This is a genomic window from Holdemania sp. Marseille-P2844 (genome assembly GCF_900120005.1).
GTDB lineage: Bacteria > Bacillota_I > Bacilli_A > Erysipelotrichales > Erysipelotrichaceae > Holdemania.
In genome coordinates this window covers 138,213-158,697 of the sequence record NZ_LT635454.1, presented here as the reverse complement: position 1 = coordinate 158,697, position 20,485 = coordinate 138,213, and the positions used below count along the sequence as shown (strand labels likewise).

The following is a 20,485-nucleotide window of genomic DNA, read 5'->3' as shown; positions in this document are numbered from 1 at the left end:
TTCGTCTTATTCCGCGCTTTTTCGACAACGGAGCTTACGGAATGGAGCGAAAGGGGGCGAAAGGAAGCGTTGATTGACGGCCAGCACCAGCGCTTGGTCGGCGGCAGGAAGCAATGCGTGAGCGGCGTTGAGCGTACTGCCGGTCGTGAGCACATCGTCGATCAACAACAGCTTTCCATCCGGGATTGGGACGCCGGGGATCAAGCGAATGTGGGTGGCAGCCTGCTGCCGCTGGGAGGCGCTGCCCTGCTGCACGTAATCCTCCGTCTTTTCCAACAGCTCCACGATCGGCAGCCGCAGTCCGGAAAACAGCTGGGGAATCGTATCGAAGCCGCGTTTTTCCCGTTTAGCGCGGGATGAGGGCATCGGCACCAGCGTGAAATGGCGGTACCGCCGGCGCAGCTTATCGCGCCAGGGCAGAAGGAAAACATTCTGCAGCGCTTCGTCCATGCATTCTTTGTACTGCACAAGCATTTTCATGAACGCCTCGTCATAGACAACCAGCCCCCGCACGCTCAGCTCGCCGAGCTTCACTTGATGGAAAATGGGCGTCAGCTGACTGCGGCAGACGCCGCACAGCGAATCGTCGGCGAACATCATTTCGGGGATCGTGCATCCGTTTAACAACGGGCCGCCGCACCACAGGCAGCGCTCAGCCGCTGGCATTGGCTTCCTCCAGACGTCTCACGCAGCGTTCAACCTGTTCGCTGCGCCTGCGGCACAGAAACAACCCGTCGCCATCCGGACAGGCAAAGCTGCGCCCGACCCGTCCGATCATCTGGGTCAGCGAAGCTTCGTCGAACACGCCATGATCGGCGTCCATCACGCACACGTCGACGCCCGCGATCGTCACGCCCCGTTCCAGCACCGTCGTCGCAAAGCAGAACTGCAGTTTGTTTGCCCGCAGCTTCCGCAGCGTTTCATCCTGATCCGGCGACTGACTGGTCAGCTCACCGCAGGAAAATTCCAGTGAAAACAAAACTTTTAAGCGATGACAGCCGCGAATCGTCGGCACAAAGATCAGCGCCTGCTTGTCCGCCTTTTGTTTGCCTTTCAACCAGCGATAAAGCCGCAGGATCAACAGGAACTGAGGACCGATCCGAACCCGGGGCACCGTCAGATCATGACCGTGCGGTCGGCGGTTGAGCTTGAGCTGCCTCAACGTCCCCGCCCTCACCCGTTCCTGCAGCTCCGCATCCGGCGTCGCCGTCGTGTAGACGATCTGGCCGCGGCAGCTGGTGCGCGCGATTCCATGCAGAACCGGGTCGCCCTTGTAGGGAAAAGCGTCCGGTTCATCCAGGATCAACAGATCGAACCGGTGAGGATAGCGGTAGAGCTGGTGGGTCGTACAGACGATCAGATCCGCTTCGGTCTTCTTGGTATAACCCTGACAGACCGGGATCACCGACAGGTTTGGAAACGCGTCCGCCAGCCGCCGCGCCAATTCCAGCACGACCTGCCGCCGGGCGACCGCAACCGCCGCCCGCTGTCCCCGCTGCAGCCGCCTCCGCAGACAATCCATTACAATTTCCGTTTTTCCCGCGCCGCACACCGCGTCGACCAGGACGTCGTGGGTTTCGGACAATTCGCACAGCTGATCGGAGATTTGCTTCTGATTCGGAGTCAGGGGATAATCCAGCCGCAGCTGCGGATCCAGCGGTTCACTAAGCTCGGGCACGACCGGCTCCTTGGCCTCGCACGTCAGCCTCCGGGAAAAGCCGACGCAGCGGCGGCAGTACCAGCCCTTGCTGCCAAGATAGAACCAGGATGGATCCTCATTTCCACATCGCGGACAGCGCATAATTTCACCTCCTACTTATAATATTGCGGAAAATTGGAAAAAGCCCCGCAAAAAACAAGAATTCCTTTCTTTTTTACGATTTCTTTTCTACAATAAAAGGTAGAGAAAGATGAGGAAACAATCATGACTACCTTTGCGATTCAAGATGATTTTATGCTTAACGGCCAGCCTGTCAAACTGATCTCCGGCGCGCTGCATTACTTCCGGATCGTTCCTGAATACTGGCAGGATCGTCTGGAAAAATTAAAAAATATGGGCTGCAACTGCGTGGAAACCTATATTCCATGGAACTACCATGAACCGAAAAAGGGCCAGTTTGATTTCAGCGGACGCAAGGACGTCGCGCGCTTTGTCCGCTTAGCTCAGGATTTAGGTTTGTGGGTCATTTTACGGCCGACGCCGTACATCTGCGCGGAATGGGAATTCGGCGGTCTGCCGGCATGGCTGTTAGCGGACGATTCGATGCGCGTGCGTTCGACCTATCAACCCTATCTCGATGCGGTCGACGCCTATTACGCCGAATTATTCAAAGTCATCCGGCCGTTGTTTTTCACTCACGGCGGACCGGTGCTGATGTGCCAGATTGAAAATGAATATGGCTCCTTCGGCAACGACAAGCAATATCTCAAGGCGATCAAGCGTCTGATGGAAAAGCATGGCTGCGATGTGCCGATGTTTACATCCGACGGCGGCTGGCGTGAAGTGCTCGACGCCGGAACCTTACTCAATGAAGGCGTGCTGCCGACTGCCAACTTCGGCTCGCGCACCGACGAACAGATCGGCGCGCTGCGTCAGTTCATGGACGACAACGACATCCACGGCCCGCTTATGTGCATGGAATTCTGGATCGGCTGGTTCAACAACTGGGGATCGCCGCTGAAAACCCGCGACGCGAAGGATGCAGCGGACGAGCTGGATGCAATGCTGCGTCAGGGCAGCGTCAACATCTACATGTTCCATGGCGGCACCAATCCGGAATTTTATAACGGCTGCAGCTACCACAACGGCATGGATCCGCAGATCACCTCTTACGACTATGCCGCTCCGCTGACGGAGTGGGGTACGGAAGCAGAGAAATACGCCGCTTTCCGCGAGGTCATCGCCAAATATCATCCGATCACCCCGGTGCCGCTGTCCACGCCGATCACCTTTAAAAGCTATGGCGAACTGCGCTGTGTGAACAAGGTTTCCTTATTTAATACACTTTCCTCTCTGGCAAAGCCGATCGAAACCGACATTCCTCAGCCGATGGAAAAGCTGGGGCAGGGCTACGGCTACATCCTGTACCGCGCGCATGTCGGCAAAGCGCGCGAGCTGGCCAAAGCCAAGCTGGCGGATTGCGACGACCGCGCTCAGGTGTTTGTCAACCAGAAATTGATCGCCACGCAATACAAGGAAACGATGGGAAGCAACATCCCGCTTACGCTTGATCATCCGACCGACAACGTGATCGACATTCTTGTGGAAAACCTCGGCCGCATCAACTACGGCGCAAGTCTGGTTTCTCCGCATCAGCGCAAGGGCATCAAAGGCGGCTTCATGCTGGACCTGCACTTCCACACCGGCTGGCAGCAGTATTGTCTGGAGCTGGACCATGTTGATCAGGTTGATTTCACCGGCGATTATCAGGAAGGTGTTCCGGCATTCTATCAATTTACCGTAGACATTGAAGAGCCGGCGGATACGTTCCTGAACCTGAACGGCTGGGGCAAAGGCGCGGCGTTTTTGAACGGGAAAAATCTTGGGCGGTTCTGGGAGCTGGGCCCGACGCATTATCTGTATATCCCGGCGCCGTTATTGAAAAAAGGTAAAAATACGATTGTCCTGTTTGAAACAGAAGGCAGAACCGGAACAGTCTCGCTGGACGACCAGCCGCTGATCGATCAGCCGCAGGAAGCCTGAGCCGATGGTCTGGGGAATTCTCTTTCAGCTTCTCATCCTCTTGATCGCACTCACCCTCGTTTATGAAATCATCCGATGTGCGGTGAAACAGGGAATCCTTGACGCCAAAGCGGAGCTTGAGAAAACTGACAAAAAAGACCGGCAAGATCTCCAATAATCAAAGTCCTTTAAAAAAACAGAGCTATCAGCACGTCCTATCATGAGGAGTTCAGAAACTCCGGGACAGGTTGAAAAGCTCTGTTTTTTAATTTAACGGTTTTCTTATTTTCCTATTATTCAAGGTATCTCAGGCTTCATCCGCAATCAGCCAATCCACAATGTTCACCGATTTTATTTTCTTATAAGAAGCGTTCAGTCCTGGATACAGGGATACAATTATCTTCTCATAATGATCAAAGAAACAGGCTTCTGATAATAAGATAGATATCACAGTTGAAATCGATCTGGAAGGCGTTGACCGTCTCTTCCCCAGCGGGGATCCATTGAACTTCATCGAAAAAGATACATTTTTTAATCAATGTAGTTCCATATAACTCACTTATTCCTTCTATTCTATATATTCCCTTGCCTTCTCCAACCACGGTGACTGAAAACAGTTCTTATGACTAACAAATTTCTCCAAAGTTCTCATTCACAAATAGAAAAAAGATGGACATCAAAGTCCGACTCTTTCATCATCTATCTGCAGATTCCCGATTAATCGTGGTTATTTGCCCTGCGCCGCCGCGACGTTGTGTTCGCACATTGCATGCAGCGGCGTAGCTGGAATGACTTTAGAATTCTGTGTTCTGTCGGTCAGGCTGTCGGCACAGTACACTAACGAAAAGCCTTTCCATGACGCCCGCCGGTAATGAGCTTGGTGATAGGGGAAATGCCGATCCCGGGCGCTGTAGGTCGCGGAGCTGCAGTCGAGACAACCTTCTTCTCCGGCCAGAATCCGATCGCAGAGTTCGATCATGATTGTCAGGACTTCCGGTTTCAACGGTGAACCGTTATGACCGGTGCAGATCCAGTCAAATTCTTCACGCCGCAGATCAAGCTGGATCAACAATTTCCGGTAATCGCTCACCGTCGCCGCCGGCTCGCTGTGAAACTGCCCCGCTTTTTCCGCAAAGCCCGGCAGAAGCAGCACCTGATCCACGTCCAGTTCATCGCCGGCATAGAGGATTCTTTCCGTGTGATCAAAAATCATGATATTGCCCGGAGCGTGACAATCGCAAAGCAGAATTTCCAAGCACCGTTGTCCGAGTTTAAGAATCTGATGGTCCTGCACAAATACCGGCGTATAATCCAAATTCAACTTCGCGGGGTCCTCGTCCATCGCGTTGCGGCTGGACGCCGCCGTTCTTTCCGTCATATACACTTGATCAAATAAGCCGCATTGACCGGTATGATCAATATGGGCATGGGTGCAGATCACCGTCCTGACTGGTTTCTGAATTAAAGCTTCACAGAACTGACGGATCTGGACTTCCCCGCAGCCGCAGTCGATCAGCGCCGGGACCTTTCCGTCCAACAGATAACAGTCGCAGCCGCAGCCCCTTATCCGCCATGTCGTTTTTGTGATCGGTTCCGCCTGAATCATCCTCATGTCCTCCTTGTTTTTAACATTGGTTTTCCTCTTCTTTATTGTAAAGGGGAAAAGCTCAAATGCCAACTCCGCACAGGGAGAAATTCGCGGTGAAAGTCCCCGGGCTAGCGCGAATCCTCGCTGTGACATAACTTTCCCTGAACAAAAGAAAGAACAAAAGAAACAAGAAAAAAGATCGAAAACAGAAATGCTTTCGATCTCATATTCTTCTTCCTTACTTCGCCGCCTCGCGCGACTTCTGCGCGTGAGCTGGACGGCGCCGGCGAGCTGGCCGATGACCGGCTGGTTTATTCGCCGGACTGGCTGGCGCCTGGTTCGGGGAACCCACCGTTTTGGACTCTGCCGCCTGCGGCTGAACCGTAGTTTTACACTCAGGATCCTTGACGACCGGAATCGTATATCGGATCAGTTTTTCAATATCCTTCAAATAAGCGCGTTCATCGTTCTGGCAGAAGGAGATCGCAATCCCTTCCTGCCCTGCCCGGGCTGTCCGGCCGATCCGGTGAACATAGGTCTCGCTGATATTGGGAATGTTGTAATTGATGACATGGGAAAGCTTCTCAATGTCAATGCCGCGCGCCGCGATGTCGGTCGCCACCAGCACCTGGATCTCATGATTCTTAAATGCGGCCAGCGCTTTCTGCCGGGCGTTCTGCGATTTGTTACCATGGATCGCCATCGCCTGAACATGCCCCTTGGTTAAAAAGCGGACAACGCGGTCAGCTTCATGCTTGGTCCGGGTAAAGACCAGCGCCGAGGTGACTTCCTCCTTCTTCAAAACCCGCAGCAGCAGGTCATTCTTTTCGTGCTTTTCCACATAGTACACACGCTGTTCGATCTTTTCAATCGGCGTGGATACCGGCGTTGCTTCCACGCGGACTGGATTCTTCAGCAGCGAAGCGGCCAGCCCGGCGATTTCTTTCGGCATCGTCGCCGAGAACAGCAGCGTCTGCTTTTTGTTCACCAGCAGCGCGCTGACGCGTTTTACATCGTGGATAAAACCCATGTCCAGCATCCGGTCGGCTTCGTCGAGCACAAAGATTTCCACCTGGCTCAGATCCAACAGACGCTGGCCGACCAGATCGAGCAGACGGCCCGGCGTCGCGATCAGAATATCCGCGCCCTTTTTCAGCTGATCGACCTGCGCGCCCTGCTTAACGCCGCCGAAAATCACGACGGTCTTCAACGGCAGGCCCTGACCGTACAGCTGGAAGTTATCCACAATCTGGATCGCCAGCTCGCGGGTCGGGGTCAGCACCAGCGCCTTGATCGCCCGCTTGCCTTTCTGCGGCTGTTTCATCAGCTGGTCGAGAATCGGCAGTGCAAACGCTGCAGTTTTGCCTGTGCCGGTCTGCGCCAGCCCCAGCAGATCGCGCCCCTCCAAGACCGGCGGGATCGCTTTCTGCTGAATCTTGGTCGGGGTCGTATAGCCCATCCGCTGGCAATTTTTCAAGATTGACGGATGGATTGGTAATTCGTTAAATTTCATGGTTCACTCTTTCTATTCCTAATTCAAAAACAGTGCTTCGGCGCACTGTCAGGATGTCATAACACAATTATGCATCAAGAAATGGGACTTACGGTACATAGTATAGCTCATCTTCGTCTATTTTACCAGAAAAAAGCGCGGAACCCCTTTTCCTGCAGCGCCTCCGCTCCTAAAAACAGGACGGCTTCATTGTCAAAATCCATGCCGCAAGAAACGAACAGTCCCGGAATGATCGCGATTGCCATCAGGCTTATTTCCCGTTACAATAAAGGCGCAAGCTCACAAAAAAGGATGGATTCTGTCCGGTGTCCGGTCCTGAAATCTGCGTCCAGCAAAACGTGGAAAAAGAAAATATCATCGCCGGCTGCTGTCAGGAAAGTATGTTACAAGCAGCTCTTTTGGGGTGCGATGGGATTTTCCACAACGATTTTTCGTTGATCAACAAGCGTTTCCCAGGCGTTTTCGAGGAAAAAGCGTTCCTCGCTGCCCCTCAAGCTCATTCCCACGGTTAAAAATCCGAAAAGAAAGGACAAAATTCATGAAAAACTTTATTTCTCAGATCCAAACCCGGCCGGCCTTATATCAACAGAGTCAGGCGAATATCTGGACTGATCCCTATCTGTCGCAGAAAATGCTCGAAGCTCATCTGGATGAAACGACCGATGGCGCGACACGCCGGGGAGACTTCGTCAGGCAATCCGCAGCCTGGATCGCATCCCAGCTGCCGCCGGATCAGTATCCCCAGCTTCTGGATTTAGGCTGCGGGCCGGGAATCTATGCGGAGCTCTTTGCCCGGCAGGGATATCAAGTTTCCGGAATTGATTTCTCCGTCCGCTCGCTGGATTACGCGAAGCAGTCCGCGGCAGAAAAAGGCCTCTCGATCCAATATCGTCAGGGGGATTACACCCAGATCGAATTCGGCGGGCCATTCCATGTGATCACGCTGATTTATTGTGATTTCGGCGTGCTGATGCCTTCCGCCCGAACAGCCTTATTAAAGCAGATCTACGCTTCCCTGCTTCCCGGCGGTGTTTTTCTGTTCGACGTGTTTACACCGCTGAACTATGAGGGCAAGCCTGAAACGAAGCGTTGGTTCGTTGAAGAACAAGGCTACTGGAGCGAGGAGCCGGCGTTGGTCCTGCACGCGTTTTATCGGTATGATCAGGACGCTTCGTATTGTAACCAATATGTCACGATCAAGCCTGACGCGTACACAATCTATCACGTCTGGGAACATGGATTTACCGCTGCAGAATTAGAGCGGGATTTGACCGCGGCGGGCTTTCAGTCCGTTACGTTTTATGGCGATGTGGCAGGCGGGCCGCTGGAAAAAGACAAAACAACGCTGTGTGTGCTGGCAAAAAAGGAATGACGGCTGCGAAAAAAGAACCAATACATTGTCAAAGGATAAGAAGGAAGACCGCTGACTACCACTCTTATCCTGTGACGCGCTGTCCCTTGTTCGCCGCTATGCGAGCCAGCGCTATCCCCAAAACGGATTTTCCGCCTATCCTCGTCTCATGCGGTATCCTGAATTTAAAAATTTTTACAAAAATAACGCAAAAAAATGTCACACAAAGAATTCCCTTCCGTCTAATTATTGAAAGGAGAAATTCAGATGGACAATCAAACTCAACCGCTATCCCCCGCTTTGATTGAGGAGGTGCTGGCGCATAAACCACAGGCCGCGGCAGAATTAGTCCGGCAGCTGCAGACGCCGATCTTTAACCTGGCGCTGCGGATGCTTGGCAGCGTGGCTGACGCCGAAGACGCGACGCAGGAAATCCTGCTTCTGGTTTTGGAAAAACTGCCGTGCTTCCGCGGGGAAAGTGCCTTAAGCACCTGGGTCTACCGGCTTGCGGTCAACCGGCTGATCGACGAAAAGCGCTCGATGTTCGCCACGCATCCGCTGAGCTATGAGGCCTATGCTCAGGATATTCAGGCATACCAGAAAGAATCGCAGCGGGAAGATAAGCAGATTCTGGCCCGGGAACTGAAATATTCGTGTACCAACGTCATGCTTCAATGTCTGAAGCCGCAGGATCGCTGCATCTTCATTCTGGGCACAATGTTTAAAGCCGACAGCCGGCAGGCGGCGGAAATCCTGAACTTAACGCCGGAAGCTTACCGCCAGCGGTTATCCCGCGCCCGTCGGAAAATGGCGGACTTCATGTCGCAGTATTGTTACCTGGCTTCCGGCGGCTGCCGCTGCACCTGCCGGATCGACTTTGCGATCGGCACGCGCCGGCTGGATCCGGACAATCTGGAATATTCCAAGCTGCCGACAGCTGAACCGCAGGTTTTACAGCAGCATTTAGAAGCGATGGAAAAAATTGAGGAACACATGACGGTATTCGATACCCTGTCCGCCTACGCGCTGCCGGAAGAAAAGCGGCAGAAATTACAGGAAGTGGTCGCTTCCGTCTGGATGGAAAAAGTATGTCAGAATTAAATTTTGATCTGGCCCTGACGCAGCAGTTTCTTGGCGATCTGGCCCGCAGCAACAGTCTGGACTGGATGCATGCGCATCAGACAGACTACAAGCTGGCGCGAAAACAATTTGAAAATCTGGCCCGTGCGGTCAACGAACAGCTGGCGGTAAACGACCCGCGGCGGCTGGACATTGACATTTCCCGCCGGATCAGCCGGCTGAACCGGGACACCCGGTTTTCCAACGATAAGTCGCCCTACAACCCGGTCTTCCGGATTCATTGTTCTCCCTGGGGATCCCAGCCGATTCCCTGCGATCTGTTCCTCGCTCTGACACCCGCTGCCTTGCTTGTGGGCGGCGGCTTGTTTGCTTCGCAGTTTGCGGAAGCGACCATGCTGGTCCGTCAGGCAATTCTGGAACAAGCTGACGTTTTCAGCGCGCTGATCCAGACGCCGGACTTCGCCGTCTGTCTGCCGGTCAAAGGAGAAAGCCTGAAACGAGTGCCGAAGCCATTTCCTGCCGATCATCCGCTGGCGGATTATCTGAAGATGAAGTCATGGTATCTCGAATGCTACATCGAGGGCAATCAGTCCGCTTCAGAAGTCGTCGGTCAGATCGTAAGACTGGCTGAAACCATGCGGCCGTTCAACGAATTCCTGAACCGCGCGCTGGCTTCCTTCACGATGCCGCAGCGCTGAGACCGTCCTCATTGAATCGTTATAAAAGCCGGGGATCTCGGATACTCCCGGCTTTTCTTCTCTGTTCTATTTCGTCAGACTCGTATTTTACCAATTTTTGGAACAATTAGCTTATAACGGATTCCTTTTCACTCAATCTTCTGCCGGAGCCTCGATCAGGGTAAACTGAAATCCCTCGTCCAGTTTAACGAATCGGCAATCAGGAAATACTTTGCTTAAATAGTGGACCATGCCGGCCATGCCTTCCATCTCATTGGTAGAATGATGGCAGAGAATGCAGGGAATTCTGGCATCCAGACACCATTGCAGATCGATCCAGTTCGTGAAGCCATCGTCAGCCAGGATCATGCAATCCACATTCTCCAGCATCATCACCTGCGAATTCATCGCCGCGCCGACGCCCATGCCTAATTTCGTTACCCGCTGATCCGGATTCCCCAGAATTTCCACATAACCGCAGCCATGCGGCTTCAAGGCTTTCGCCAGTTTTTCCGCCAGCTCTGAAACGGTTTCCTTTTCAATCGCCGCGTAATGATAAAAAGAGGAAACCGGGCGTTCGTCAAAGGGAATCCCGGTACTGCGCGCCAGCGAATCCGCCACACCGTAGAATGGAAACTGATCCCAGCCGTCATGACAGCGGTATATGGTAATCTGATGTTTTTGGCAAAGCTTGATCTTTTGATCGCGCAGGTCTTTCATCGTCTTATACGGCGCGGTTGTTTCCACATAGAGGCAATTTTCGTGCGAAATGATAAAATGAATATCCTGCCGGATGCATTCCTCGATCACTTTCATCGTTGCGACCCAGCAGACAGCTACTTGACTGACCTCGGAACCCCCTCCGTCAATCAGGATAAAATCCCGGGTTTTGCGATAATCCACCCAGGGCGTATGACTTTGAATATGATCAATTATTGTTTGTATTTGCATAAACGAACCTCCTTTGTTTTCATTATAAGCCGAAATCGAGTGTCCGGTCTTATCAATTTGTCTCTATTATATTTTTTCAATGTTGTCTCTGATTTCATGCGTCCATCATTATTGCATCACTTTCTTACAAAATCCGCGGCGCTCTATGTTTCTGTCATAAAATCTTATATAATTTCCTTAAAAGAAATGAGGATCCGTAATGGAATTCAAATTTGTAACCTTAACGCCGGATAATCTTGCATCCGAGCATCTCAGCTGCATTATCCGCACGAAAAAAGCACATCCGGGAGTGGAAGCCAAACGCCAGTGGCTGGCTGAGCGGCTTTCAGAGGGTCATATTTTCCGCAAACTGGACGCAAAAGAAAAAGAAACAGCCTTCATTGAATACGCGCCGTTAGAAACTGCCTGGGTTCCGATCATCGGCGATCATTATCTCTATCTCTACTGCCTCTGGGTTACCGGCAGCTTCAAGGGAAAAGGGATTGGTCAGGCTTTGATGGATTCCTGTCTGGCTGACGCTAAACGTCAGGGGAAAGCCGGCGTCTGCATGCTGGGTTCGCACAAACAAAAATCCTGGCTGTCCGATCAGGCGTTCGCCAAGAAACAGGGCTTTGAAGTCGTCGATCAAACCGAAAACGGCTATGAGCTTCTGGCTTTGTCGCTGGATGGAACAAAACCGCGATTTACGGAAAGCGCAAAACAAATGCGAATTGAGAATCAGGAATTAACAATCTTCTATGACGATCAGTGTCCGTTTATCGCGCAATCTATTGAAAAGGTTAAGAAAGAGTGTGAAACTCAGGCTATTCAGTTGACGCTCAGGCATGTTGATACCTTGGAAAAAGCCAAAGCCCTGCCCTGTGTTTTCAACAACTGGGCCTGTTTCTACAAGGGAAAATTTGAAACGGTGAATTTGCTTAACCCTGAGATGTTGAAAAGAATATTAAAATAACAGGACAGGATTTCATAAATCATTTATTCACTTACCGCAAACGAACGTTGAGTTTCTCAGCGTTCGTTTTCTATTTTCAGCTTTTATTTCTTGATTGAATTGTTCCAAAGAAGTGCCGCAATCATCACAAAGAAAACTGGCGCTGATCTGTCCGCCACTTCTTAATAAGAGAGAGTGTCTGACCGGGATCGCTTTTTTAAGCATCCCTGCACCCTTAGTCTATTCCTTCTTGAGTTAGTTCATGGCCGTGGTTGTTTTCACAATCTTCATTTCTCTAGTAAATAAATTTTTGTATATCTTTTCCCTTTGTTTCTTCTCTGTATTTAAAAGATGTTCTGAAAGCAACCTGTTCAGGTTCAATCAACTCAAACATGCCATGTTTATGTAATTACGCATATCCGCTCGTTTTTCGCTTAGTTTCATTCGTTTTCATAAAAGATCGCGGGTAATCTTAACTTTCTTCTGTTTCCAGCAAGGCTATTTCTACTTTTGCGCAATATTAATAGTGTAGGGTCTTTGATGAAGCGGCTGCCCGTCCGGGATGGATCTTTCTTTGGATTCATTTGTTTTTCGAGCTGGATTGTTCAGCTCTGGAAAGGAGGGGCTTTCTATGAATTTTTTCATGGAACTCTTGTTTTCTCTCTCTTTTTCTGAATGGATGTTGATGATTCAAACAACGATCATGATCATTGAATGCAGAATCAGAATTATAGAATTCAAAAGAAAAAACGCCGTCATCCGTCACAAAGATCACCGGCGTTTATCTGTCCACAGCTTCTCTTCGATGAAGAGATAGCTTACGACGGGTGCCGCTTTTTCAAGCGTCCCTACACCCTTAGTATATTCCGTTCCTGAGTTATTTCAAGGGCGTGCGGTTATTTTCATAATTTTCATTTTCAGACACTTTGCTCCATAAAAAAACCGGACAGCGATGCTGGCCGGAATGATTCGTTCTTAACGCAGATCTTCCTGCGTCGTAATCTTGATATTTTTATACGATCCCAGCACCGCGTACACCGCTTCGCCGGTTAACAGTTCTACGACCTGCGCGTCGTCGGTCGCCTGTACCTTTTCCTGACGCGCCTTGCGGTACGCCCGCAGAATCAGCGACGTCTTAAACGCCTGCGGCGTCTGCGCCTGCACCAGCTGGCTGCGGTTCGGCGTTTCCTTAATCTTTCCGTCTTCAATGACCTTGATCGTATCCTTGCACGGCACCGTCAACAGACAAGCGTCATGCTCGCTTAAGCTCTGGCAGAGCCGGTCCAGACATTCCTGTTCCAGAAACGGCCGCGCGCCGTCATGGATCAGCACATAATCCTCACTGACCGCCATTAATCCGTTGAATACGCTCTCCTGACGGGTTGTGCCGCCTTCCACAAACACAACGTTCCCCCGTTGTGTCCGGTTGCGCATACAGCGCACGTAATCCTCACGCTGAGTCACAATCACGATTTGTTTGCACCGTGAGTCCGCCTCGAAAATGCTCATCGTCTTTTCCAAAACATTCTTTCCGTCCGCAAAGGTGTAGAACACCTTGTTGTAGCCAAGATTCATCCGGCGCCCCTGTCCGGCAGCCACGATCAATGCTGAATATTCCATCCTGTTCCCTCTTTTTCGCCCTTATGGTAGTGTTTATTTTATCACACCCCGATAAGTCCGGCAATGGACTGAACCGGATTTCACAAATCCCGGCGGATTTTTACAGGATTCAGCCCGCGGATTTTTTAAAATGCCGCGTTAGATAAGAGCGAATCTGACGATCGATCTTTTCCGGGTCTTCCCCTTCCACATCAAACGGCGTATCCTCGCCCAGCTCCATTGCCAGCTGCGGCAGTTTGCGCGTCATCTCCTGATAACGCCGCCGCGCCAGCGTCTCCATTTCCGTGCTGTCCAGCGTCCGGAAATCCAGAACTGCATCGGCCAGCGCCGTCCAGCCTTCCTCTTCGGTTTTTACCGTCACTGCCTGATAGCCCAATCCGGACACGGCGTGACTTTGTTCGCTGTCCAGAAGTATCAGACAATGCCGCAGATCCACCTTCCGCCCCGCTTCTTCCTCGATCATTCCCTGTTCGATGCCTTTGCGCAGGATCGCCGCACATTCCGGACGGGCAGCGTCCAGATTGCGGATCAACAACAGCGAATAGGGCGAACGCCGCAGTTTCTCCAGCCACAGCGAATATTGTTGATCTACGCCATGAACGAAGCGATAACCAGCCTGACTGTCCTGGTAATCCATCATATCTACTTCAATCCGCCGCTCGTTTTGACCAAAGTACAGCTGCGCCAGCACCTTCGCCAGCCGCTGCTTCAAGGAAAACTGCTTTCCGCAAAGCAGCCATACGCCTAACGGACGTTCCTGTACGACGCCCAGCTCCATCCACTGCAGCTGCTGATCAATCTGCGTCAGAATGTCTTCCTGACCGATCAGCTCCATGCGCAGCCGCTGCATCACCCGGTCCTTGCGGCAGCGGTCCTGTAACGGCACATCGGTGAGTTGTTCTAAAATCTGATCAATATCCCGCTGCTCCACTTCTTCACGACAATCCATCCGCGCGCTGGCGCAGGCCAGATCAATGACATCCAGCGCCTTGTCCGGCAGCTTGCGCGAGGGCATGAAATATTGTGTGCTTTCCATCAGCGGGCCAACCAGCCTGAACGGAAATCGAATCTGATGATGCTGCTCGTATTCGGGAATCTTCGCTTCGATCATCCGCCGGGCGGAATCCAGATCCGGCTCTTCAATCATGACCGGCTGAAAGCGCCGCTGCAGCGCCCGATCCTTTTCAATGAACTTCAGATATTCATCATAGGTCGTCGCGCCGATGCAGCGGATTTCTCCGCGCGCCAAAACCGGTTTCAGCACACCGGCCACGTCGATCGAACCCTCCGCCTTGCCGGCGCCGATGATCTGATGAATTTCGTCAATAAAAAGAATGACCTGGGGAAATTGCCGCAGGGCATCCAGGATTTTCTGAATCTTCTCTTCAAACTCGCCGCGGTACTTTGTACCTGCCACCAGACCGTTGACGCTCAGTTCAAAGATGACGCTGCCGCGCAGACAATCCGGCACCTCATTCTCGTCGATGCTTTTGGCCAGCTGTTCCACCAACGCCGTCTTGCCGACGCCCGGATCCCCCAAAAGCAGCGGATTCGCTTTTTCCTTACGGCACAGGATCCGGATGATCGAATTCATCTGCGCCTGCCGTTCAACGATATTGGAAGGCCGGCGGGTCATCCACTGGTTCAGGTTGCGCAGCTCGCGGATGGCATTCAGACTTTCGATATCCTGCCGGTTCAGCTCCGCGATCAATCCGGCGATATCCACATCATACCGTCTCAACAGCTCCGAAGCGACGTTATTGGGTGTTTCCAACAATGTCCGCGTCAACATTTTCAGCGTGATCACCGGCGGCGTGGAACGGGCCGCTTCCACCAGACATTTCTCCAGAATTTCCTGGACAGTCTGCGTATATTCCGTCTGTCTTGTTTCTTCCTCATTAAAACCAAACAGCACCTGAATATCCTCTTTCAGCTGTTCGGCGGTAATTCCGCGTTCGCTCAGCAATTTCTGCAGCGCGGAGTTGTCCGTCTGCAGAATGCCGATTAATAAATGCTCCGTCCCGATAAAGGTGTTTTTCATCTGCCGCGCCACCGTGCGGGCAGCCTGGATCGCCTTTTGAGCCTGAGGATCAAAATTGGTTTTCATCCTCGCGATTCCTCCTTCCAAACCGTTGAACTTCCCAGTTCAAGTTCAGTGATAGTATTGCCCCGGCCCGAGATCACTACACCACGGCCGTCTGTTCCAATTTTTAGGATTTCCCCTGGCGTTTTCAACATGCTTCATTTCAGTTTATCATCCAGGGAGAAAACTTATGCCCGGATCTTCGCTTTGTCCCTGCCTGAATCGCTTTCAAATTATGAAACTGAAATGAAACCAGGTAAGTTTACCTCACTTTTTTTCGAATAAATTATGAAAATCGTTCCAATCGCGATTTCTTTATGACTTCTGGACAAAAACATTTTATAATGGAAGCAATGGCCCGTAAAAGGCAGACATGAAGCGAGGTGAAAACATGATCGTTACAACCAAAACCGGGGATCAGGGAACGACCGGGATTCAGGGTGAGCGGATTTCCAAAGCAGATCCGTTAATCGAAGTCCTGGGCGATCTGGACGAACTGAGCGCTGAATGTCTGTTGCTAGCCAGCGGATTTGCCAGATATAGAAAACCGATGGAACAGATCGTGAACCAGATCAGCGCCGCCAGCGCGAAGTTGGCCGGGTATGGCAGCGCGGATTTGGAAAGTTATACCCGGAAGCTGGAAACGGAAATTTATTCGCGGGTCTCAGCGGCTGGTGAATTCCGGTTTCATTATCCAATCGACAATTCCGAAAGCGCGATGCTGAATCGGCTGCGGGCAATCAGCCGGCGCGTCGAGCGGCATTGGTGGAAGCTGCAGGAAACCCGGAAGACAGATCCGTCGCTGGGCGTCTATCTGAACCGGATCAGCGATTATTTTTACGCGCTGCAGATTCAGAGTGCGAAGGGTTCGGAAATTTAAGCATAGGAGGAAGCATTCATATTATGGGATATCGCAAGGAAACAATCGCTAAACTCAATCAGGACATCCGGGAATTTTTTCCCTATTTAACTGAAATCCAACCGGAAGATCACACGATCCATTCCGGTGTTTCACGGCTGGTCATGCTTGACCGCTACGCCCAAAAGGACCGCGAACTCAGAACGCTGGGCATCGGCGACATCGTGCTGACCGTCATCAAAGAGGACCCGAAATATCCGGCCCGGGGCGTCGGCGTCGTCAAAGCGATCGACTGGGAAAATGAGAGCGTGACGATTGAAATTGAAGAAGAATTCCGCGGTACGCTGGAAGACGAGCAGGAGTCGATCACGGGGATGATCCGCCGGCCGTTTGCGGAAATCGACAAGCCGATGGAAATTTACTATGAACAAATCGCGCGCCGGGTCGGCACCGCGCTGGCGGAGCCGGAAACCGATGAAGAACAGCGGAAAAAATATGCCGGCTTGTTTACTGAACAGTTAAAGAAACTCAACGTCATCCCGGCCGGACGCGTCTTGTTCGGCGCGGGCAGCGGTACGCAGGTTACCTATTTCAACTGCTTCGTTATGCCGTTTGTCGAGGATTCCCGCGGCGGCATTGCGGAACATCGCAAGGAAGTCATGGAAATCATGTCCCGCGGCGGCGGGGTCGGGACCAACGGTTCGACACTGCGTCCGAAGCATGCCCCGGCCAAAGGCGTCGGCGGCCGCAGCAGCGGTGCGGTCAGCTGGCTGAACGACATCGCCAACCTGACCAATCTGGTCGAGCAGGGCGGTTCGCGGCGCGGCGCGCAGATGATCATGTTGGCGGACTGGCATCCGGACATCATCGAGTTCATCATTTCCAAAATGCAGAATCCGCGCGTGCTGAAATGGCTGAGTGAAAACAGTAAAGACGAACAGGTACGCGAACTGGCTCAGCGCAAACTGAAATTTATTCCGCTTTCCCGGCTGGAACGGCAGATGCTGGAAACCTTGATCGAAAGCAAAAACACGCCGGCTGACGTTCTGGACTATGCTCAGCAGACACTGTTGGAAGGCGGTCGTCTGGAAGTGGTCAATCCGGAATTCTTAAGCGGCGCCAACATTTCCGTAACACTGACCGACGAATTTATGGAAGCGGTGGAAAAGAACGGGACCTTTGATCTGCGGTTCCCGGACATCGCCAATTATACCCCGCAGCAGAAAGAAGCCTACGATACCCATTGGCACAAGATCGGCGACGTCCGTGAGTGGGAAGCACTGGGTTATCCGATCAAGACCTACCGCACGATCCGCGCCCGCGATCTATGGGATCTGATCTGCTTCTGCGCGACCTACTCGGCGGAACCGGGCATCTTCTTCATCGACAACGCCAACAAAATGACCAACGCTAAAGCCTATGGTCAGAAAGTCGTCGCCACCAATCCATGCGGGGAACAGCCGCTGGCGCCGTATTCCGTCTGCAACCTGGCCGCCGTCAATCTCGCCAACTTCGTCGACAAGAAAGACGGCCGGATCCTGTTTGATGAACTGGCGGAAACGGTCGCACTGACCGTGCGGATGCAGGACAACGTCATCAACAGCACCCCGTATTTCCTCAAGGCCAACGAAAATCAGGCGCTGGGCGAACGGCGCGTCGGTTTGGGCGTCATGGGCCTGCACGACATGTTGATCTGGAACCGCAAGCGCTATGGCTCGCCGGAAGCGCTGGAAACGATCGATCAGGTCTTCCACTGCATCGCCCGCGCGGCTTATCAGACGTCGGTCGAGCTGGCGAAGGAAAAAGGCAGCTTCCCGTTCTTTACCAGCGGTGAAGCGTTCATCAACACCGGATACATGAAGCAGATGGACGAGGACATCCGGCAGTCCATCCTGAAATACGGAATCCGGAATTCGCATCTGTTAACGATTGCCCCAACGGGTTCGACCGGCACGATGGTCGGCGTCTCCACCGGTCTGGAACCGTATTTCAGCTTCTCTTACTTCCGTTCGGGACGGCTGGGCAAGTTCATCGAAGTCAACGCGGCGATCGTCGATCAGTGGCTGGCGCTCAATCCGGGCTACACCCGCGATACGCTGCCGGAGTTCTTCGTCAGCGCGATGGAGCTGACGCCGGAAGAACACGCCGATACCCAATGTGTAATCCAGCGCTGGATCGATTCCTCCATCTCCAAGACAGTCAACGCCCCGCGGGGCTTCTCGGTTCGGCAGGTTCAGCACATCTATGAACGGCTGTACGCGGGCGGCGCAAAAGGCGGGACGGTGTACGTTGACGGTTCACGTGATTCCCAGGTACTGACCTTGAGCAACGAGGAAGAAAACAGCTGGGATCAGATGGATATTGAGCGTGATTTCGGTGTTCCGGTTAAAAAGACGCAGGAAGCGGAAAAGAAAACCGATCTGCGCGCGGACCGGCAGGACCGCAATATCGGCGTGGAGGTCGGCGATATCTGCCCGATCTGCCTGGAAGGCATCGTCGAAGAAATCGGCGGCTGCAATACCTGCACCAACTGCAACGCACAGCTGAAATGCGGCTTGTAGACGTCTTCTCCTGCTTTGTTTTCCATTCAAAAAGCTAAAAAAGGATTGCGTACTGTGATGACCTGATCACGGTACGCAATCCTTTTGTTTATTCGGCAAGAAACGGCAGCAGCTGGTCCAGCGCGGTTTCCCAGATCTTCTGGTCATGTTCCCAATCCCCATTCATGGCGGGATCGTGATATCTCAGTTCGCCAAGATAAAAGCAGTCGTCGTGTTTGACATGAAACTGACCGCGGACAGTCTGGCCCACCTGTTGATAGTCCAGGATCGCCGCCGTTGACCCAAGCCAGCCCAGCTGCCGCTCTGGCCCCAGCCAGGTAATCATTTTTGACAGCGGCATAACCGAACTCAAATCGCGGTCGCTGATATAAAGCTCCAGCGAGATTCCGCGGCCGTCCGGGCTGTTTCCCTTTCCTTCATACAGAAGACCAATCGGCTGAGGCGTTTGGGTAAAATGAGCGGCGTAGTCAATGGTATAACATTCCCCCCGAAAGTCCACCTCGGCAACCGCCGGCGCAATTTCACGGTTCAGCTCAGCGCGGAACACTTCGTTGATCAGCGTGATATCAAGGCCAACTTTCTCACGCAGCCAAACGCGGGACAGCGTGATCGGCGTCAGTGAATACGGATGGTGACTTAAAGTTTTAAACGTCCAGAACCTGGCAGTGTAGAGAATCATCAGCGCAATCAGCGCGATCTCCAGTTTTTTCCACTTCATACCTCAACCTTCATTTCTTTTAAACCCCGGGGCAGCGGGAAGCGTCCGGAGCGTAATTCAGACGCCTCTGCGCAGCTTTTTCTTATCCGGCCTGGCTCCCATGTTTTTTACATTGCCCAAGCTGACAGATCCATCGTGGTCATCGGCTGGTCCGTACGGACGCTCACGTTGATTTCAACGCTGAAATTCATCGTCATGCCTTCCTCTTCACTGGTCGCGTCGACGACGATCAGTCCGCCGGTCATCTGATAATCTTTCGATACCTGGAAGCTCATCTTCCATTCATTTAAAGCCACCGTCTGATCAATCATTTCAAATTGCTGCTGCAATTCCTGCAGGGCGTCCAGATCGGGTTCAGCATCGCCTAAAGCCCCTAACAAATCCGCCAGCTCGGCAAAGCTCTGCGCTTCATAGATCAGCTCATAACCAGTCCCGGTTTTCTTCACGGAGAAAGCGTTAACCATCTTCTCCATATTCCTGTTCTGCTGAAGCTCCTGGATCGTTTCCGGCGTGTAAGCGTAAGGCTGGCTGCTGCGTTCGCCATTCACTTCGCTGTACATCATCTGATCCTGAACACAGTATTTCATATCCATGGATTGCCCCATAAACGAGGTTGTAAAACTAAAGTAAACGACAGGTTCGCCCTGTTTCTCTGCCGGCTGCGTCTGGATGATGAGATCCATCGGAAATTCCAGCGTCATTCCCTGCGTGGTCATCTTCAGCTGACCGGTCATGGCGACGGATTGAACCGCTTCGCTTTTCATTTGCTTCGCCTGGACTTTTGCCATAATCTCAGACGCGCTTTCTGTTTTAGCACAGCCGCTGAGAGCCAGGCAGAGCCAGACTGCCAGCCAAAGAATCCTGCTTTTCT

Annotated in this window: 19 protein-coding genes; 9 read left to right on the top strand and 10 right to left on the bottom strand. The window is 52.3% G+C overall.

Features of this window, described 5'->3' with window-relative positions; genetic code table 11:
* Positions 1 to 6: 6 nt before the first annotated feature.
* Positions 7 to 666, bottom strand: a complete 660-nt coding sequence (locus tag BQ7364_RS15565) for a ComF family protein (RefSeq protein WP_072685597.1) — start codon at positions 664 to 666, stop codon at positions 7 to 9.
* A complete protein-coding gene (locus tag BQ7364_RS15560; protein WP_072685596.1) occupies positions 653 to 1,801 on the bottom strand; it encodes a helicase-related protein in 1,149 nt (382 codons plus the stop codon). The genes BQ7364_RS15565 and BQ7364_RS15560 overlap by 14 nt, the downstream gene beginning before the upstream one ends.
* Before the next feature lie 123 nt (positions 1,802 to 1,924).
* On the opposite strand from BQ7364_RS15560, the gene BQ7364_RS15555 reads away from it, so the two are divergent.
* Entirely contained in the window at positions 1,925 to 3,703 is a 1,779-nt protein-coding gene (locus BQ7364_RS15555; RefSeq protein ID WP_072685595.1) for a glycoside hydrolase family 35 protein, read from the top strand.
* Between the two features lie 4 nt (positions 3,704 to 3,707).
* Positions 3,708 to 3,860 (top strand): hypothetical protein, encoded by a 153-nt coding sequence (locus BQ7364_RS18075; RefSeq protein WP_159432828.1) that lies wholly within the window; start codon positions 3,708 to 3,710, stop codon positions 3,858 to 3,860.
* A 549-nt stretch (positions 3,861 to 4,409) separates the two neighbouring features.
* On the opposite strand, the gene BQ7364_RS15545 is transcribed toward BQ7364_RS18075, so the two are convergent.
* The 3 genes from BQ7364_RS15545 to BQ7364_RS18550 all read right to left on the bottom strand — a co-directional run bounded on the left by BQ7364_RS15545 (position 4,410) and on the right by BQ7364_RS18550 (position 7,028).
* Entirely contained in the window at positions 4,410 to 5,288 is an 879-nt protein-coding gene (locus BQ7364_RS15545; protein ID WP_072685593.1) for an MBL fold metallo-hydrolase, read from the bottom strand.
* 220 nt (positions 5,289 to 5,508) lie between these two features.
* Positions 5,509 to 6,783, bottom strand: coding sequence for a DEAD/DEAH box helicase (locus tag BQ7364_RS15540; RefSeq protein WP_072685592.1), 1,275 nt, complete (start codon positions 6,781 to 6,783; stop codon positions 5,509 to 5,511).
* A 122-nt stretch (positions 6,784 to 6,905) separates the two neighbouring features.
* Entirely contained in the window at positions 6,906 to 7,028 is a 123-nt protein-coding gene (locus BQ7364_RS18550; RefSeq protein WP_255370403.1) for a hypothetical protein, read from the bottom strand.
* A gap of 93 nt (positions 7,029 to 7,121) precedes the next feature.
* On the opposite strand from BQ7364_RS18550, the gene BQ7364_RS18070 reads away from it, so the two are divergent.
* The 4 genes from BQ7364_RS18070 (at position 7,122) to BQ7364_RS15520 (ending at position 9,912) form a co-directional block, all read left to right on the top strand.
* Positions 7,122 to 7,295, top strand: a complete 174-nt coding sequence (locus BQ7364_RS18070) for a hypothetical protein (RefSeq protein ID WP_159432827.1) — start codon at positions 7,122 to 7,124, stop codon at positions 7,293 to 7,295.
* A gap of 26 nt (positions 7,296 to 7,321) precedes the next feature.
* The gene (locus tag BQ7364_RS15530) at positions 7,322 to 8,155 is read left to right on the top strand and encodes a class I SAM-dependent methyltransferase (RefSeq protein ID WP_072685590.1); all 834 of its coding nucleotides are present in this window, start codon (positions 7,322 to 7,324) and stop codon (positions 8,153 to 8,155) included.
* A 246-nt stretch (positions 8,156 to 8,401) separates the two neighbouring features.
* Complete coding sequence (locus BQ7364_RS15525; protein ID WP_072685589.1) at positions 8,402 to 9,235, top strand: RNA polymerase sigma factor; 834 nt, start codon at positions 8,402 to 8,404, stop codon at positions 9,233 to 9,235.
* Positions 9,223 to 9,912 carry a DUF2461 domain-containing protein gene (locus BQ7364_RS15520; RefSeq protein ID WP_072685588.1) on the top strand — a complete coding sequence of 230 codons (690 nt, stop codon included), beginning with the start codon at positions 9,223 to 9,225 and terminating at the stop codon, positions 9,910 to 9,912. Before BQ7364_RS15525 ends, BQ7364_RS15520 begins: the two co-directional genes overlap by 13 nt.
* A gap of 132 nt (positions 9,913 to 10,044) precedes the next feature.
* On the opposite strand, the gene BQ7364_RS15515 is transcribed toward BQ7364_RS15520, so the two are convergent.
* Positions 10,045 to 10,842 (bottom strand): Nif3-like dinuclear metal center hexameric protein, encoded by a 798-nt coding sequence (locus BQ7364_RS15515; RefSeq protein ID WP_072685587.1) that lies wholly within the window; start codon positions 10,840 to 10,842, stop codon positions 10,045 to 10,047.
* A gap of 199 nt (positions 10,843 to 11,041) precedes the next feature.
* On the opposite strand from BQ7364_RS15515, the gene BQ7364_RS15510 reads away from it, so the two are divergent.
* On the top strand, positions 11,042 to 11,794 hold the full coding sequence (locus BQ7364_RS15510) for a GNAT family N-acetyltransferase (protein ID WP_072685586.1): 753 nt from the start codon (positions 11,042 to 11,044) through the stop codon (positions 11,792 to 11,794).
* 954 nt (positions 11,795 to 12,748) lie between these two features.
* Here the strand turns inward: BQ7364_RS15510 and ispD are convergent.
* A complete protein-coding gene (ispD, locus tag BQ7364_RS15500) occupies positions 12,749 to 13,393 on the bottom strand; it encodes a 2-C-methyl-D-erythritol 4-phosphate cytidylyltransferase (protein WP_072685584.1) in 645 nt (214 codons plus the stop codon).
* 109 nt (positions 13,394 to 13,502) lie between these two features.
* Positions 13,503 to 15,500, bottom strand: a complete 1,998-nt coding sequence (locus BQ7364_RS15495; RefSeq protein ID WP_072685583.1) for a Clp protease N-terminal domain-containing protein — start codon at positions 15,498 to 15,500, stop codon at positions 13,503 to 13,505.
* A 367-nt stretch (positions 15,501 to 15,867) separates the two neighbouring features.
* Between BQ7364_RS15495 and BQ7364_RS15490 the strand changes: the two genes are divergently transcribed.
* Positions 15,868 to 16,356 carry an ATP:cob(I)alamin adenosyltransferase gene (locus tag BQ7364_RS15490; protein WP_072685582.1) on the top strand — a complete coding sequence of 163 codons (489 nt, stop codon included), beginning with the start codon at positions 15,868 to 15,870 and terminating at the stop codon, positions 16,354 to 16,356.
* Between the two features lie 23 nt (positions 16,357 to 16,379).
* Positions 16,380 to 18,896 carry a vitamin B12-dependent ribonucleotide reductase gene (locus BQ7364_RS15485; RefSeq protein ID WP_072685581.1) on the top strand — a complete coding sequence of 839 codons (2,517 nt, stop codon included), beginning with the start codon at positions 16,380 to 16,382 and terminating at the stop codon, positions 18,894 to 18,896.
* An 88-nt stretch (positions 18,897 to 18,984) separates the two neighbouring features.
* Here BQ7364_RS15485 and BQ7364_RS15480 read toward each other — a convergent pair whose 3' ends face one another.
* Both BQ7364_RS15480 and BQ7364_RS15475 read right to left on the bottom strand, forming a co-directional pair.
* A complete protein-coding gene (locus BQ7364_RS15480; protein WP_072685580.1) occupies positions 18,985 to 19,614 on the bottom strand; it encodes a hypothetical protein in 630 nt (209 codons plus the stop codon).
* A 107-nt stretch (positions 19,615 to 19,721) separates the two neighbouring features.
* Complete coding sequence (locus BQ7364_RS15475; RefSeq protein ID WP_159432826.1) at positions 19,722 to 20,402, bottom strand: hypothetical protein; 681 nt, start codon at positions 20,400 to 20,402, stop codon at positions 19,722 to 19,724.
* Positions 20,403 to 20,485: the final 83 nt, after the last annotated feature.